Origin of the sequence: Bacillus sp. OK048, assembly GCF_900103525.1 — a bacterium.
Taxonomy (GTDB): Bacteria; Bacillota; Bacilli; order Bacillales; family Cytobacillaceae; genus Neobacillus.
The window spans coordinates 145,594-162,705 of record NZ_FNHN01000001.1; the positions used below are offsets into that span (position 1 = coordinate 145,594).

At 39.0% G+C, this 17,112-nt stretch carries 17 protein-coding genes; all 17 read right to left on the reverse strand.

Annotated features, from left to right (window positions below; translation table 11 throughout):
* Positions 1–71: 71 nt before the first annotated feature.
* Positions 72–842 (reverse strand): TerC family protein, encoded by a 771-nt coding sequence (locus BLR86_RS00775; RefSeq protein WP_090757752.1) that lies wholly within the window; start codon positions 840–842, stop codon positions 72–74.
* A gap of 223 nt (positions 843–1,065) precedes the next feature.
* Positions 1,066–1,647: a TerD family protein gene (locus BLR86_RS00780; RefSeq protein ID WP_090757753.1), complete on the reverse strand. Its 582-nt coding sequence runs from the start codon at positions 1,645–1,647 to the stop codon at positions 1,066–1,068.
* A 98-nt stretch (positions 1,648–1,745) separates the two neighbouring features.
* Positions 1,746–2,336 (reverse strand): YpjP family protein, encoded by a 591-nt coding sequence (locus BLR86_RS00785; protein WP_090757754.1) that lies wholly within the window; start codon positions 2,334–2,336, stop codon positions 1,746–1,748.
* 164 nt (positions 2,337–2,500) lie between these two features.
* Positions 2,501–2,935, reverse strand: a complete 435-nt coding sequence (locus tag BLR86_RS00790; protein ID WP_090757755.1) for a BrxA/BrxB family bacilliredoxin — start codon at positions 2,933–2,935, stop codon at positions 2,501–2,503.
* Positions 2,936–2,993: 58 nt separating this feature from the next.
* Positions 2,994–4,124, reverse strand: a complete 1,131-nt coding sequence (locus BLR86_RS00795) for a conserved virulence factor C family protein (protein ID WP_090757756.1) — start codon at positions 4,122–4,124, stop codon at positions 2,994–2,996.
* A gap of 79 nt (positions 4,125–4,203) precedes the next feature.
* Positions 4,204–4,797 carry a CDP-alcohol phosphatidyltransferase family protein gene (locus BLR86_RS00800; protein ID WP_090757757.1) on the reverse strand — a complete coding sequence of 198 codons (594 nt, stop codon included), beginning with the start codon at positions 4,795–4,797 and terminating at the stop codon, positions 4,204–4,206.
* Positions 4,798–4,832: 35 nt separating this feature from the next.
* Complete coding sequence (locus tag BLR86_RS00805; RefSeq protein WP_090757758.1) at positions 4,833–5,831, reverse strand: ABC transporter ATP-binding protein; 999 nt, start codon at positions 5,829–5,831, stop codon at positions 4,833–4,835.
* Positions 5,832–5,847: 16 nt separating this feature from the next.
* Complete coding sequence (locus BLR86_RS00810) at positions 5,848–6,645, reverse strand: ABC transporter permease (protein WP_090757759.1); 798 nt, start codon at positions 6,643–6,645, stop codon at positions 5,848–5,850.
* Complete coding sequence (locus tag BLR86_RS00815) at positions 6,639–7,541, reverse strand: ABC transporter permease (protein ID WP_090757760.1); 903 nt, start codon at positions 7,539–7,541, stop codon at positions 6,639–6,641. Before BLR86_RS00815 ends, BLR86_RS00810 begins: the two co-directional genes overlap by 7 nt.
* Positions 7,525–8,772: an ABC transporter substrate-binding protein gene (locus tag BLR86_RS00820; RefSeq protein WP_090757761.1), complete on the reverse strand. Its 1,248-nt coding sequence runs from the start codon at positions 8,770–8,772 to the stop codon at positions 7,525–7,527. Before BLR86_RS00820 ends, BLR86_RS00815 begins: the two co-directional genes overlap by 17 nt.
* 206 nt (positions 8,773–8,978) lie before the next feature.
* A complete protein-coding gene (locus BLR86_RS26550; protein ID WP_254782189.1) occupies positions 8,979–9,734 on the reverse strand; it encodes a glycine/sarcosine/betaine reductase selenoprotein B family protein in 756 nt (251 codons plus the stop codon).
* Between the two features lie 107 nt (positions 9,735–9,841).
* Positions 9,842–10,585, reverse strand: coding sequence for a TVP38/TMEM64 family protein (locus BLR86_RS00835; protein ID WP_254782190.1), 744 nt, complete (start codon positions 10,583–10,585; stop codon positions 9,842–9,844).
* 549 nt (positions 10,586–11,134) lie between these two features.
* On the reverse strand, positions 11,135–13,027 hold the full coding sequence (locus BLR86_RS00840) for an ABC-F family ATP-binding cassette domain-containing protein (RefSeq protein ID WP_090757765.1): 1,893 nt from the start codon (positions 13,025–13,027) through the stop codon (positions 11,135–11,137).
* Entirely contained in the window at positions 13,024–13,674 is a 651-nt protein-coding gene (locus BLR86_RS00845; protein WP_090757766.1) for an HD domain-containing protein, read from the reverse strand. Before BLR86_RS00845 ends, BLR86_RS00840 begins: the two co-directional genes overlap by 4 nt.
* 96 nt (positions 13,675–13,770) lie before the next feature.
* Entirely contained in the window at positions 13,771–14,619 is an 849-nt protein-coding gene (locus BLR86_RS00850) for a DegV family protein (RefSeq protein WP_090757767.1), read from the reverse strand.
* A 117-nt stretch (positions 14,620–14,736) separates the two neighbouring features.
* Positions 14,737–15,267: a hypothetical protein gene (locus BLR86_RS00855; protein WP_090757768.1), complete on the reverse strand. Its 531-nt coding sequence runs from the start codon at positions 15,265–15,267 to the stop codon at positions 14,737–14,739.
* Between the two features lie 16 nt (positions 15,268–15,283).
* Positions 15,284–16,966, reverse strand: coding sequence for a formate--tetrahydrofolate ligase (locus BLR86_RS00860; protein WP_090757769.1), 1,683 nt, complete (start codon positions 16,964–16,966; stop codon positions 15,284–15,286).
* Between the last annotated feature and the right edge of the window lie 146 nt (positions 16,967–17,112).

Below are 17,112 nucleotides of genomic sequence, written 5' to 3' on the forward strand. Positions count from 1 at the left end.
AGGTTACTCCTTAATATAAAAAACGGGGACTGACTTTCGTCTGTTCCCCATTTTATGTCATACGTCGATAATTATGATTCTTTGCCAACTTCTTTCTTTTTGTTCCTAAAATGAACAACAAAAGTAGCTCCAAATGTTATTAAAATAATGATAAAGAATGCTGCGTGTGGTACGTGAATATTGAAAACCGCTACCAACATTTTTAGTGCAATTAACAGGATTAAGATATACGCTGATGTTTCAAGCTCTGGAACACGATCAATTAACTTCAAGAATACTCCGGCAATGCCTCGCATCATAAGGACCCCGAGCATACCACCGATTAATAATACCCAAACCTGTTCACTAACACCAAAAGCAGCAAGAACGCTGTCAACAGAAAAGGCAATGTCCATAATTTCTACGGCGACAACTGTTCCCCAGAAGGTACCAAATAGACGGATAAGCAGTCCAGTTTGGTTCATTCCATGTGCTTCTTCTTCTTCATTTTGTGCTGCTTTACGTTTATCTATGAAATACTTAATAGCTAACCAAGCAAGATAGGCTGCCCCTAAAATCTTTACCCACCAGAGTTTGATTAAGAATACCCCTACGCCAATAGCAATAAAGCGGAAAATATAAGCTCCTAATAAACCATAGAAAAGTGCCTTTTTACGTTGTTCAGATGGTAGGTGCTTAACCATTACGGCCAATACGAGTGCATTATCAGCAGAAAGTAGTCCTTCAAGAATAACAAGTGTTCCAATTAATCCCCATGATACGGGATCAGTAAGAACCTGTCCCCACATTTCCCAGTTAAAAAATTGGGCATACGTATCAATAATTCCTTGTAAAACAGACATAAAAAAAGTTCCTCCCAATAGAAAAGCATAAGTGCCTGGATCAGGGGCGACCGGCATAAGACGAACCGGAAGAAAGGTTGCTCTTCAACCTTTTTGACGGGTTGGCTTAAGACCCAAGACCCTAGGCTCTGACGCTAGACAATTCTCAAAGTTATAGTCATAGTTGTTGTAATTGATGTTTTCATTCAAAGACCCAGCAGATGCTGGGTCTTTATTCTAGTTGTTATCCTACAGATAATCCGAAGTCTGTTGCTAATGCTGCTAAGCCGCCTTGGTAGCCGCTGCCGATTGCGCTAAACTTCCATTCACCGTTATGACGATATAATTCACCGACAACAACAGCTGTTTCAATAGAGAAATCTTCTCCTAAATCATAACGAATTAATTCCTCGCCGTTTGCTTCATTAAAGATACGAGCATAGGCATTCGATACTTGACCAAAGTTTTGGTTTCTTGCTACTGCATCATGAATCGTAATCGTGAAAGAAACACGTTGAACATTTGCAGGAATGGTTGTTAAATTAATTTTAACTTGCTCATCATCACCATCACCATCACCAGTACGGTTATCTCCAGTATGTACAACAGCACCATTTGCACCTTGTGGGTTATTGTAGAACACAAAGTCTGTTTCATTTGTAACTTTACCATTTTCTCCTAATAGGAAAACAGATGAATCTAAGTCAAAATCATTTCCACCATCATATTTATTTGTATCCCAGCCTAATCCTACAACCACATTGGTTAACCCAGGATTTGATTTTGTTAAATCAACTTTTTGACCTTTTGATAAACTAATAGCCATTTTTTCATTCCTCCATTTTGGTAATAGTTTTTATACGAGTTCCTCTAAGAAAGGTTTCAAAAATATAATAAAACTTTTTTTGTTACTATAGCAAATCATTAACTCATCCATTTTGGCGGTGTATTCTTATCCCAATAAATGGAACCAAGTTCATGGTGACTTTGGAAACCGTCATGATAGGTATGGTAATGAAAGTTAAACCAGTATCCTGCTTGTGGCGGATTATCCCTTCTAACATGAAAACGAAGAACATCCGTATTTGTATTATTGTTTTTGATATTAAAAATCTTTTCTGATTGACCTTTGCCTGGTGACTCAGTAATCGCCAAGTTTAATAAATCCTCCGTCGGAAACTGGTTCGCAATTTCCTGCAGGGCTTTTTCAATATTTGGCATGACGATTTCTCGGAACTCATTTTCAATTACAGGTTTAATCCTCGTACCGAATTTTTGATAGGACTGCATCTCTGCTTGTTTTACTAGGTCTTCGATAAATTTATCTTTATCAACTTCTGCTTCATTAAAGTAGCTGGCCTCTTGACCATAACTACCTAATCGTGCTCCCTCAACCGTATCTCTCTCACTAGGGTTCTCTGCATTTACATTCGTTATTAATTGTGTTGGTGTAATTAATCCAAAGGTTAAAACTGAGATCAGGACGACCGCAGATTTACGAATCCATTTATTCATATATTTTCCCCTCTGCGCCTTGAAGAATTCAGCTAATTTTTTCACTAATTTTTGGCTGTTACTACTTATTATACTTCTTTTTTAGGCAAAATGGAAAATCATTTCTGTTAACAATCATGACTTTTATAAAAATTCAAAAAAAAAGAATGTCGATTGACATCCTTTTAGCAATTGGTTTCGAATGCAGCTTTTAAATTTTCCATAATGTTTTCCATTGGCATTCCTTCGATATCATGACGAGGAATGAAATGAACCACTTTATTGCCTTTTAATAATGCCATTGATGGGGATGATGGCTCAATACCATCAAAATACTCGCGCATTTTCGCGGTAGCGTCTTTATCCTGCCCAGCAAAAACAGTTACAAGATGTTCTGGTTTTTTCTCGCTTGTCAGCACAGCTTGTGTTGCCGCAGGGCGTGCAAGTCCAGCCGCACATCCACAAACAGAGTTTACTACTACTAATGTTGTTCCACTTGCATTCTCCATATAGTTTTCAACTTCTTCAGATGTTGTGAGTTCTTGGAACCCAGTTCTTGTTAATTCCTCACGCATCGGTAAAACCATTTGTTTCATGTATTCTTCGTATGCCATTGACATAATAAAAACCTCACTTTCTATATTAGCAGTGTACTATATCTATTTTGCTATGTGCAATTTAGTTGTCTGCTTTTCGAGCTTCCGTCATTTGTTTCCAGACTGAACCTTTTGCTGCTTCTCCGCCTTCAATTCTTTCAATTGCCATTCTGATTTGCATGCTGACCTCAAATTCCGGGTCATTTTCGGCTGCTTTTAATGCTGGCAATGATGTTTCATCACCCACTTCATACAAAAACATCGCCGCCCGCCAACGAACTAATTTACTTGGGTCTTTTAGTGCTTTCGTCATCTCTTCACTTGCATCAGCGAATCCGAGATCAGATAAACAATCTCCTGCAGTCCTGCGAACGGTAACAGTCTTATCTTTTAATGCTTTATATAGGAGAGGTAATACTGCATGATCCTTGATCATTCCAAGATAGACAGTTGCAAGCCTGCGGATGGATGGCTTTTCGTCTTTTAATGCTTTTTCTAAAACAGGTAAATCCACTAGGTCCGGATCATCCATTTGTTCAAGCAGCTGATAACGAACCTGCCAGTCAGGATTGGCTAAAGATTCCAGGGTAACCTTTTTGCGTTCTCGTGTTGGCATTTGCTTCGTTTCTATCGTTTGTGCTTTCGAAACGAGTTCTTCTAGGCGCTCTGTTGGATATGCAGCAATTAGTTCTTCCACTACCTGCTGACCGATTTCTTCAAATTCCCCGTATCTCACGCCTAGTTGATCCCATCTACGGAGCAAAATATAATTTTCGTCTGGCAGTTGGGCACGTTCTCTTGCTTGTAAAAAGGATTCTGGCATGCCAAACCTTCGTTCAGTGGTACCATCTGTCAGTTTTACCTGAAGCGGAATATCCTTAAACATTTGGACTTCCACTTTGATTTCACCAAAATGTTCGTCTACTTTATTTTCGGATTCCGTTAATTGTGCGGTTGTTTCGCCAAACGCCTGGCGTACTTGTGGTAATAAATCCTTCCAGTCGAATTTCGCATTTCTTTCAACTGCAAGAAAATCGGCCACATGATAAACACCTTTTATCCCCTCAATTAGAAGAATACTTTGGATAATAGCTGGTGCCGTTGCCGCTGTATCTAGTTTATAATTATGGCTTTTCCCCATTGGAAGTTCTTGATTTAAGATAATTTTCATTGTATTTGGACTTGGGGTTGGTTCGATTGTCTTTATTTTCAACAAGATCACCTAATTCTTTTATATATCACAAATAAGTTTACCATAAGAACATAGTAGATACACGACAGATGCTCTTTCTTTATGATTTTAGGATTTTACGTGCTTCAAGTAAACGCTGCAGGCCAGTGATAATTTCAACAGCAATAAAAACAATCGTCCAGAAAGCTAAATTCCCTTGAAAGAGAACCATTAAAGAAAATAATATAAACCCTTCTGTTCTTTCGGCCAAACCCGGCTGATAATAAAATGATTTATAACTCTCTTTTTCTGCAAGCGCACCCACTGTTAGAAAGATTGTCATCGTAAAAATAATTGATACAGCTAGTAGAAGTAATAAGAATAATATAGTTGGTTCCGGGTGGCGCATTGCCAAAGCTATAAGTATACCTATCTCAACGACACGGTCAAAGGTTACATCAAGTATCGTCCCCCAAGAAGAAGAAGATCCACCTTGCCTTGCCATACTGCCATCAACGGCATCAAGAAATCCTGAAATCCAAAGGAGGACGACACCCACAACAGGTTGTCCTAAAAAGATATAGATACTTGCAGTAATCCCGACAAAAAAAGCAATGTAGGTGACATGATTAGCATTTAGTCCCCTTTTTAATAAGAAATGTGCTGTTTTAGAAATGATAGGTTGTACGGCAGCACGTCCATGTGTATCAAGCATATGATTACTCCCTCCCGAGGGTATTAGGTTCCAAATTACTCAGTATACCAATATATCTGTTCAAGCAGTAACTTAATTTTTATATTATCCTTTAAGACTGGCACCTTTTTCCACCCGAGGGTCCTTACCTCAAGTGTTTCAGAGTTTGATTCAACGGTTAACGTAAAACCTTCTCTATTTGGATTCACTTTTGTAATCACCCCAGAGATGATGCAATATATCCCTTTACTTGTGTGTTCCGATTCTTCATCAATAATTTGCAAATGATTAGAATCTATCCAACCCCTGTTTAAGGCTGAAGGTATTGCCAAGTCACTTTGAAACCAACTTTCCCATTGTTCCTTTGAAAATCGATTCGGTAACGACAAGAAATGGGCAATTTTTTCAGAGGAAGGCTGTTGAAAAATCTCCGCTGGTTTGCCAATTTGCTGCAGCCTCCCTTCAAAAATAACCCCAATGCGGTCGGCAATCGATAAAGCTTCATCAATATAATGTGTTACCCATAAAATCGAAAACCCGAGGTTCCTTTGTAGAGCATATAACCATGAAATCAAGTCTTCTCTAAGCGTAGTATCCAAGGAAGCAAATGGTTCATCTAAAAGAAGAAGATCAGGGTTTAAAATGAGCGCTCTTCCTAATGAAACCCGTTGCTGCTGCCCACCTGATAACTGATGCGGATAGCGATTCTCTAAATTTTCAAGCTGCAGGCTTTTTAGAAAATTTCTCGCTTGAATTTTTCGTTCCTTTGCTGAAATTCCTTTCACTTTTAAGCCAAAAGCGATATTTTCTAAAACGGTGAGATGAGGAAAAAGTCTTGGTTCTTGAAATACCAGCCCGGTTGTTCCTGTTCCCTTCGCCCAAGAAATCCTTCCCGATGAAAATGGTAGTAAACCAGCAATACTTTTTAATATAGTTGTTTTTCCACTACCAGACGGTCCCATTAATACGAAGATTTCACCAGGATTTATCGATAAATTTAAAGAGTTAATAATCCTGGCTTGATTTATCGTAATAGTTACATTCTCTAACTGCATTTACCCTCACCTCCCTCTATTGTAAAAATCTATTTTTGTTATTTATTCGTAACAGGACAAAATAGATTAGTAATAAAATAATTATTGGGGCAAAAAACAAAAGACTATATGCCGAGACAATTGACGAGTTTCCACTACTTGCATAAGGAAATATTACAAGAGGGAGTGTCAGCAAGGTACCCCCACTCATAATCCATGTGGGTAAATACTGGCTAAAAGAAATGATAAGTACCAATAGGCTTCCCAATAATATCGATGGAATAAGTAGTGGAAACTCAATCCACAAAAATATTTTCCATTCGTTTGCACCTAATACAAATGCAGCTTCACCTAATTTTGTTCCCATTAATCGATACTGAAACCAGATCGATGCAATAAAGTAAGGTAAGGTTACCAGAATATGGGCAAGGGCCACACCAACGTAATCATTTAAAAAATCAAATTGCAAGGCAACATCGTGCATTCCAATGATTGAAAGGGTGTAGGGTATAAATAGTGGAGCAAGCAGTACGGCAAATACAATATTCTTACCCTTGAATTCATTCTGTGCTAAACCCCTTGCAGCTGGAATTCCTAGAACAATGTTTCCAAACAAAGTTAAGCCAGCCACAATGAAACTATTAAGCATTCCCTCATATGCTCTACCAGAAAAAGAAAAAAGGTATTCCCATGAATCTATGCTCCATTTATCAGGAACGAGCATTGGCCACGGCCAATACTTCGTAAAGCTCCAAATGGCTAGAGGTATAAACGGGAGACAGATAAACAAAGCAAGGATTCCTACTAGCACTATATTAAAGGTCTTTTTTACCATACTCTTTTCCCTCGTTTATACCAATCCATTTGCATATAAATTAATAAACTGCCTATCAAAAGGGCTATTCCAGCTATAACAACATTCATCGCAATCGCAATCGGCTGACGATCTAATCCAAACTGAGAATATTCATGAAAAGCTTCAACAGGTATGAAACCAAAGGATGTGCTCGCCAATAGAGCGGGAATCTCATAAGCTCCTAAAGCAAATGCAAATACCACCCACATCCCGCCAACCCAGATTGGAAGTAGTATCGGGATGATCACCCACCGCACGGTTTGTGAAAATGTCGAGCCCAGCGCTTTCGCTTGATCTCTCCAATCCGAGATGAGTTTAACAATAAAAGGATACATGAGTAAAACAAGGAATGGAACTTCCTTCCACATATAGGCTAAAATGACTCCAATACCCCACTCATCATGAATAAGGACTGGGAACGATTCAAAATTGTTAATCCACCCTAAACGGTAGGCAATTCGCGAATACCAACCACTTTGAGAAAACACCTGCATTAGGAGGTAAGCTGCTAATAAATGAGGGATTCCAATTGGAAGTTGAAAAATGATTTGTATCCATTTCCATTTACTGCTTTGCACGGCTAAAAATACGGCTGCAAGTAATCCTATCATCCCAGATACTAAGGCTATAACCGCTGCAATTCCAACTGTTACCCCCACTGAGCTCAAAAATGAAGGATTCATTAACTCTTTATATGCCCAAAGGGTCTCATTTTCCATTAACGTTGAAATTTGATGCACGCTTACCAAACTTAGATAGATAGAATGGATAGACCCGCCCACAAAAAAGAACAGCATACACAAAAAGGCTGGTAGAATACCCAACAGCCCTTTTTGTCTATTCATTTGGAATGTAAATTTATTTCTTTGCCACATTTTCAATCCATCCTCGTTCTAGCCATTGGACGTAATCTGCGCCAATCTCTGGTGCTCGATGACTGGACAATTCTTCCTGTGATAGTGTTGCTCGTCCCCTGTCAATGGATTCCATTACTTTTTTATCTTCATCAGATAATTTGTCAACGGACAGCGACATCATTTCCCCCCAATACTCCAGGTCCATTTTTTTCAATTGAGCCTCGGGGGAAAGAAGATAATTAATTAAAACTAATGCACCATTTGCATTAGGAGCATTATAGGGTATTGCAAGAAAGTGAGTATTGGCAAGTGTTCCTTTATCTAAGATAAAGGTTTTCGTCGTTTCAGGAAATTCACCACTTTTGATTAGGTTTGAGGCATTTGCTTCATCATAACCCATCGTCATCCACACTTCACCATTTTTATATAACTGCTCTAGCTGTGAAATGGACTGGGGATAAGATTTCCCTTCCCGCCATAAAAATGGCTTCATATCATTTAAAACGTTCCAAACTTGTTTACTTTCACTTTCGATTAATGATTTATCAAAGTCATTCAAATAGGCACTATAATTTTCACTTTTCTCATGGAGGACATGACGAACAAAAGCACTTCCTGTAAAGTCAGGTGGGGCTGGATATGTAAATTTCCCTGGATTGCCCCTCACCCATTCCTGTAATTCGTCGATTGACCTAGGCGGGTTGGCAATTTTGCTGGAATCGTATGCAAACACAAATTGCACTTTTCCCCAAGGAGCCTCGTAACCCTCAATTGGAAATCCAAAATCGTATTTTATATCATCACTTTCAGTGTCAACAAACTGTTGAAAGTTAGGTAATTTCTCAGTAAAAGGTCCTAGAAGAAGCTCCTGTTGCTTCGCTGTTTTAAAGTTTTCACCATTTACCCATAAGACATCCATTTCTCCAGATGTTTTATTTGCTTTTTTTTCGGTCATTAACTTATTAATAAATTCAGTTGCATCCATTGGATACCGTTTTAACTCAACACCAAACTGTTCTTTCAATCTTGGAGCAACCCACTCATCTATATAGCGATTAATCCCTTCATCTCCGCCCCAAAGGTAAAAGTTCACCTTAGTGCCACGTGCGTTGGCTTCAATATCTTTCCAATCACTTGTTAATGTATTTTTTTCAATAGGTTTTGTTTCCTCTTTATTACCTGATGTGCATCCTGTTAAAATTAATATAAGCACCAACATAATGCTGTTAATTAAGCGTGACTTTCTCATAAATATCCCTTTCTATAACCTGCAGTTCGCTTTACAGGTAAAGTATTTTTCCCATAATCCTAAAAATAAGTATAAAGCTAAGCCAAAACTATATACAAAAATAAATGATGATAATTCAAAAGATACCTTAATGCAGTAAAGAGAATAGATCATCATTCCAACTAGTAATAGCCAACGGCAGTGCCAGAGGACTTTTTGCATTTTTTTCATTTCCTCTTCTTTCCTTTCCACTTATATGGAAGTTTTACCATTGTTTCTGGGACTTCAATTTCTTTTAAATAACGAATCGCATCAAGGAGAATTTGTCTTTGTACATCGATCTCCCCTGCTTTTCCAAAGCTTCTACCTAAAGGGAATCGTAAGTGCAAGGATCGCGGTACCCTCACCTTCAGGGTTAATTCCGCTAAATGTGAAATCGAGATCGTTGGTATCCCTGCCTTTTCAATAGCATATTGAATCAATCCCACGGATTGATGACATATATATCAGCCGGGGTTTAGAATAACTGCGTCTACTTTCTCGTCCTTTAACTGTTTTAAAATTAATGGAATCGTGTCTGCTAGTAAAGGCTTGGTGTCTGGTATATATCCCATTACTCCATAATGTGTCGGAGCAACTCCACCAATCACCCCATCCCGAGCAAGTTCATTGAGTCGAAAAAGAGGAAAAACACAGTTAATATCAACGTCAGCATCACTTCGATCAAAATGGGTATGACTGATCATCAATTCCGCTTCCTCTGTTTCTGAAGGGATGAATCGGACAGAAGGATCTCCCGCCTCTACATCAAAAACAGGCTGTGTTTTCAAATGGACACCCGCCGTGGTTACCAATGCAAAAATCGCTTCCTGGGTTGGTTTGGTGAAGGGTTCCAGCGGAATATCACCTTGTATGGAATGCACCATATGCCTCGCCCGTTGGCTAACAATCGATTCTATTAAACGATTTCCTGATAATTTCAAACCTTCCTCCCCCTTTCCATCAACCAAAAAACTTACTAAATGAGGCGCCTTTCTGGTCGTTTTTTCTTTTCAATGCGCCAACTAGTATTTTCCGTTATTTTCCACTATTAACCTTTTACTCTATGTTTTGCTTTCCTCCATCCCTGTAATTTTGGACGAAGAATCAACCCAATCACTGCGAGCGCGATCACGATCGTAAATAGGAAGAACAAAATTTGAACCGTACTGGTTGCATTTTGACCGAGATAAGAATAAAGAATCGTTGCAGGTAATTGTCCAAGGCCAGTAGCCCAGAAGAACTGCCAGAAAGAAATGGACGTAACACCAGCCGCATAACTAACTAAATCAAAAGAAACAATTGGTACTAGTCTGGCAATAAAAACGGCGTGTTTCCCGTACTTATCAAAGAATTGATCCCACCAAGTCAACGCTTTTTTTGTAACCATTTTTTCAACTACAGGTCTGCCCAAGAATTTGGCTAGATAGAAACATAGAATTGCTCCCACCATAGCACTGCTCCATGAAAGAATCGCACCTAAACCCCATCCAAATAATAATCCATTTGCAAATGTAATAACGAATGCAGGAAGTGGTGCAATGATAGATTGAAAGACCATCATTAGTCCTGATATAACGGCAGCAAGTGAACCAAAAGAGAGCAGATACTCCTTGAAACCTTCCACATTTGCATCTTTCAAATAAATAATGGCCTGGTTAATGGTGTCTCGAGCTCCACCTTGACCTAGATAAATCAATAGGAAGAATGCGATAAATCCAAATAAAGACATCATTCCAACCTTTTTATATCTAGATAATTGATCCCAACCGGTAGAGGAGTCCATGTTTTTCATTTTCATCACCTAATTAATTTATTATTGAATACGTTAATAGTTTCCGTTTGACTATCGTTCATAAAATGGTCAAAAACTTATGATTTTTTTGTTAACTGCTCTGTTTTTAAAATAAGCTGTGTAAAATGATACTGTTGATTTTATTACCTGTTGATTTGAGCGGAAGGCACGAGACTCCTGCGGGACTAGCAGGTCAGGGTGAGACCCCGCAGTCGTGCAGCGGCGAGGAGGCTCACCGACCGCCCGCGGAAAGCGAAGTGCCTGGAGCTCAAATCAACAATCAAGTTTAACACAGCCTTAAAATAAAAAATGAATCCCCTTGAAAAAAAACCTTATATTATATGGCTTATAAACATTACATATCCATTGGCCTTAAACATTATAAACAAATGAAATGATAAGATAAATTCAATTTGTCTATTTATTTGGTTGACAATCATCGACATTTTCTATAGATAAATTTCGAAAAAAGCGTCCATATTACCTTATCGTGAAATAATTTCGCGTAGCCTAAAAATCGTAAAAAAAGCACGTCAATTGACGCACTTTTTACTCACTTTCTGCTATTTCAGCTAGATATTCCCATCTTTCGATTAAATACTCGAGCTTTTGGTTTAATTCTGTTTCTTCTTTCATTAATTCCTGCGCTTTTGTGAAGTCGCTGCCTGTGTTTCCTATTTCTTTTGAAACCTCTTCGAGTCGAGCTTCGGTTTTCTCAATCACATCGTCAATTTCTTCCCACTCTTTTTTCTCCTTGTAGGTCATTCTTTTCTTTTTTTCCTTTTCAGGAGCTTTCGTTTGTGTAGCAGTTGATGTTACCGGTTTTTTCACAGCCTCAGTTGCGGTTTCCTTTTCAAGGTATTCACTGTAATTTCCATAAAAAGAATCAATATAACCTTTTCCTCGCAAAACAAGGAGCTGGTCGACGACTTTATCAAGGAAGTAGCGATCATGGGAGACGGTGATGACAACTCCAGGGAAATCCTCTAGATAATCTTCAAGGACCGTCAATGTTTGCGTATCCAGATCATTTGTCGGTTCATCGAGCAATAGCACGTTTGGTGCTGTCATAAGTAACTTTAGCAAGTATAAACGGCGTTTTTCCCCACCTGATAACTTCCGGATTGGCGTTCCATGCGAAAATGGCGGGAAAAGAAAACGTTCAAGCATAAGAGCAGCGGAAAGCGTTTTTCCATCGGAAGTCTCAATCACTTCTGCGGTTTCTTTAATATACTCAATCATCCGCTTGTTCTCATCCATGTCTTCGTTTTCCTGTGTATAATAAGCGACTTTCACCGTTTGTCCCATGACAAATTCACCTTCATCAAGCGGCAGCTTTTTAGCTAGAACATTCAACAGCGTTGACTTTCCTGTTCCATTTCTTCCGATAATTCCAAGACGATCACCTGGTTTTACGAGTAAATTAAAGTCGTTGAGGATTGTCTTTTCCCCATATCGCTTTGAGGCATCCTTGAGTTCAAAAACCTGTTTACCGAGTCGGCTGCCATTCAGCGAAATATCTACCTTCTCACCTGTTGGCTTTCCGCCTGAAAGCTTATCTTCTAGTTCATCGAAACGTTGGATCCGTGCTTTTTGCTTTGTTGTCCGTGCTTTGGCGCCGCGTCTTATCCACTCAAGCTCTCGTCTAAAAAGATTCTGTCTTTTTTCAAAGGTGGCTGCCTCGTTTTCCTCACGAATGGCTTTTGCTTCTAAAAATGCTGCGTAATTTCCTTTATAACTGTAGAGATTACCGCCATCGAGTTCGAACATTCTGTTTGCCACCCGATCTAGAAAGTAACGATCATGGGTTACGAGCAGGATCGAGCCACTGTACCTACTTAAGTAATCCTCGAGCCATTTAACAGAGTCAAAGTCGAGATGGTTCGTTGGTTCGTCCAAAATGAGTAAATCAGGTTCTGCAATTAAAACTTGTGCTAAAGCTACACGCTTTTTTTGCCCGCCCGAAAGCTCACCCATTCTCTTTGTAAAATCTTCAATTCCTAATTTCATTAAAATCGACTTTGCATTAGTGCTTGCATCCCAAGCATTTAGAGCGTCCATTTGCTTTTGTAATTGAAATAAATCCTCTTGCACCTTTGTGTCATTTGGAGTTGAATTCAACAACAGTAGTGTTTTTTCATATTCACGCATTAGTCTTAAAATCGGTGCGTCACCATGATAAACCTGTTCGAGAACGGTTTTAGCAGGGTCCATTTCTGGTTGCTGATCAAGAAACGCAATACTGTAATCTTTACCTGTGATTATTTTTCCATCATCGGGCTGGTCCAAACCAGCGATAATTTTTAATAACGAGGATTTGCCCGTTCCATTGATTCCAATTAAACCAACGCGCTCTTTTTCACCGATGGTAATCGATATATGGTTAAAAAGCTGTTTCTCTCCATATGTTTTTGAAATATTTTCTATTGTGAGCATTTTCATTCCTCTTGACCATCCCATTCTAGATAAAATTGTGCTAAAAATACTTCCATCATTTCTTGACGGCGCTCTGCCATTTCCTTTGCGGTATCTGTATTTAATAAGTCTTTCAACTTTAATAATTTTTCATAAAAATGATGAATGCTAGTCGATTTACCTTTTCTGTATTCTTCTAAACTCATTTCTTCTCGTACATTTACAGTGGGGTCATAGATAGGTTGTCCTTTTTTACCCCCATAGGCAAATGCCCTGGCAATCCCAATTGCTCCTATCGCATCTAAGCGATCAGCGTCCTGTACAATCTTCGCCTCGATACTATCTAGCTCCGTTTTACGTCCACCTTTATATGAAATTGTTTCGATAATTTTAATAATCGCGTTTTGTGACGCTGCAGGCAAATCGATAGTTTGAAAAAATAAATAAAGCTTTTTCATCCCTGCTACTGCACTTTCATTTAACTTTTCATCAGGAATATCATGCAGGAGTGCTGCCATTTCTATGATAAAAGGGTCACCTGCTTGTTCTTTATTATTAATATGTAGGGCAGTCCGTCTGACACGATCAACATGATACCAATCATGCCCTGTTGCGTCTTCCCCTAATTCATTGCGGACATACTCCGCTGTTTGTTCGATAATTTGTTTGTTCATTTAGAAACACCTTCCTTCACCGTTCTATTTTATCATGAAAAACGAATTAAAAAATAACCCCGAAATAAATTCGGAGTTATCAACTCTTTCAGGTAGTTATTTCAATCCGTTATGCCAGCTAATTCCAAGTGTGTTTTCACCAGCATGGACACCAATGACAGCACCCAATGGACAGCAAATCACTTTTAACTCAGGATATTGGCGTTCTAATTCCATTTTCCACTCATTTGCATGCTCCAGGTGTAGTCCATATAAAATATAGACTTCTTTAAATTTATGCTCCTCGTAGGAGGATTTAAAGTACTCTAGAATTTTTTCCTTCGCTTTTTTATCACTTCTAACCTTTTCCTTTGTGTTAAGGGCTCCTGCTTCTATCGAAATAATCGGCTTTACGTTTAGCATACTGCCTAAAAAAAACTGCAGACCGGACATTCTGCCACTGCGATGAAGCTGCTCTAAGCTTCCAATTAGCACATACGTCTCATTTGTTGTTTTTAGTGATTCTAATTGGTCGATTACCGATTCTGGACTATTTCCTGCTTCTACAAGTTCCATTCCCTTTTTTAATAAAGCTGTCATTGGCGCAGTCAGGATATGAGAATCAAAGGTAATAACTGGAATATCTACAAGTTTAGCAGCTTGTTCGCTCGAGGAAACGGTGCCACTAAGTTTTCCTGATAAAAGTACTGCTACCACTTGGTCATAATCCTGTGCTAATTTTTCATATAACTCTTGAAAAACTCCAACAGCAGGCTGTGATGTTTTAGGTGGTGACTTAAGCTCCTTTAATTTGGCAAATAACTGTGCCGCAGTTAAATCAATACCGTCAGCAAATTCCTCACCATCTAATAAAATAGTTAATGGTATGGTATACAAATCAGGATGATTTTTTAATTCGTCATCTAAAAAAGCGGTACTATCCGTTACCCATGCCGTTTTAACCAATGTAATCTCCCCTTTAAATTGGTATGAGGTCCTAATATCTAGTTAGAATAATCGTACCTTTAAATTGATTACTTGTAAATAACAAAAAACCAGCTCAATAAAAGCTGGTTTTCTCTATTAGTTGAGGTTGATTTTACTAAGGTAGTCTTCTATGTTTTCAAGCGTTAAAACCATAGAATCAATTAATTCAACGAGATCGAGAATTTGATCTTCACGGACAAGCCTATCTAATTCAATAAGATGAACATTATAAACCTCTGATTCAGTGTGATTAATGGTGACGGACTGACTAATTTTCCTCGTCCCTCCCCAAATTTCTAAAAGAATTCGTTCAACTTTATTCAAGTGGGTAGCATCGGTAATCCCATTATGATTAAATTTTAGTTGGATATAGCAGCCAGACTGATTTTCTGCCAGCGAATTCGGTAACAGCTCAGCTGCTAGATTGATGATATTTGAGCTGATTTCAATCACAGCCGTTACTTGTGCATCTGGTAATGTAAAGGAAACATCAAAACTTCGCGACATTTTCGCCAAATTCACAATGTCATTTCGATCAATGATAACGATTTTTCCTGCTAAATCTATATCATAAATCGCACCTTCAACAACTACTTTCATATTATCAAACGCCGTCGGATCAAACAAATCCTCACCTCATCCCTTAAAACAGTCCCACTGCTTTACCATTTTCGTCTACGTCCATGTTTAATGCTGCTGGCTTTTTCGGTAAGCCTGGCATTGTCATGACCTCGCCGGTTAATGCAACGATAAAGCCTGCGCCAATTGATGGTTTAAACTCTCTGACTGTAACAGTAAAGTCAGTTGGTCTCCCTAGTTTCGTTGGATCATCGGACAAGGAATACTGGGATTTTGCCATACAAACCGCCAAATTAGACCAGCCAAATTTTTCAAAATCAATCAGTTGCTTTTTCGCTTTTGGAGAAAACTCTACGTCTTTTCCTCCATAGACCTTTTGGACAATCGTCTGAACCTTTTTTTCAATGGAATCAGATAAATCGTATAACGGCTGAAACTTATTCTCTTCTTTTTCGATTACAGATAGCAGTGTTTTCGCGAGCTCTACTCCACCTGCTCCGCCTTTTTCCCAGACTTCTGTTAAGGCAACAGCTACACCCCTACGGTTACACCACTCGAGTAAGGTTTTTACCTCTAATTCCGTATCGCTAATAAATTTGTTTATCGCGACAACCACTGGTAATCCAAAGCTTTTGATCGTCTCGATATGTTTTTGGAGGTTCGCAAAGCCCGATGTTAATGAAGCAATATTTTCCTTTGCTAGATCGGATTTTTCTACCCCACCATGCATTTTTAATGCTCGGATGGTGGCAACAATTACCACTGCTTCTGGTTTAATACCAGCACTTCTTGCTTTTATATGTAAAAACTTTTCTGCTCCTAAATCGGCACCAAAGCCGCCTTCGGTTAAAACATAATCCGCTAGCTTTGCTGCAGCACGAGTGGCAATGACGCTGTTGCAGCCATGAGCGATATTTGCGAATGGCCCGCCATGCACAAGTGCAGGAGTGTGTTCAATGGTTTGCACAAGATTTGGTTTTATCGCATCTTTGAGCAAGAGTGTCAGTGCCCCCTCAACGCCAAGGTCCCCAACGGTGATAGGTTCTTTTTTGTCATTATAGGCAACAACCATACGTGCTAACCGTAACCTTAAATCCTGCAAATCTGAAGCCAAACAGAGAACTGCCATAATCTCGGAAGCAACAGTAATATCAAATCCATCCTCGCGCGGAACGCCTTGTAGAGGTCCACCGAGGCCAATAATGACTTTTCTTAATGCACGGTCATTTAAATCAAGTGCCCGTTTCCATACAATACGGCGCTGGTCGATTCTTAGCTCATTTCCTTGTTGTAGATGATTATCTAGCAGGGCTGCAAGGGCATTATTCGCTGTCGTAATCGCATGCAAGTCCCCTGTAAAATGCAAATTGATGTCTTCCATCGGCAGTACCTGTGAATAACCGCCACCGGTTGCCCCGCCTTTTATTCCCATTGTCGGGCCTAATGAAGGTTCGCGCATCGCAATGATCGCTTTTTTTCCAATCCTTCTAAAAGCATCACCAAGGCCAACGGTTACCGTTGATTTTCCTTCACCAGCGGGCGTCGGGTTGATAGATGTTACGAGTATGATTTTTCCATTTTCTTTTGTTTCCAGATTAGCAAGTGCCTCATAGGAAATTTTCGCTTTGTATTTCCCAAAAAGTTCGAGGTCATCCTCTGATAATCCAATTGTTTCGGCAATTTCGACAATTGGCTTCATGGTTGATTCTTGTGCAATTTCAATGTCGGACTTATATGATGTTTTCATTTGCAAAATGATCCCCCGCATTCACATAGAATTAAAAACCACTTCTATTGTATCAAATCACTGATTTGTTTCGTGAACTATTTTTTAGAAACATTATCCTTTTCTGAAATAAATATAATGTTTATAATGTTAATGAGCGAATTTTT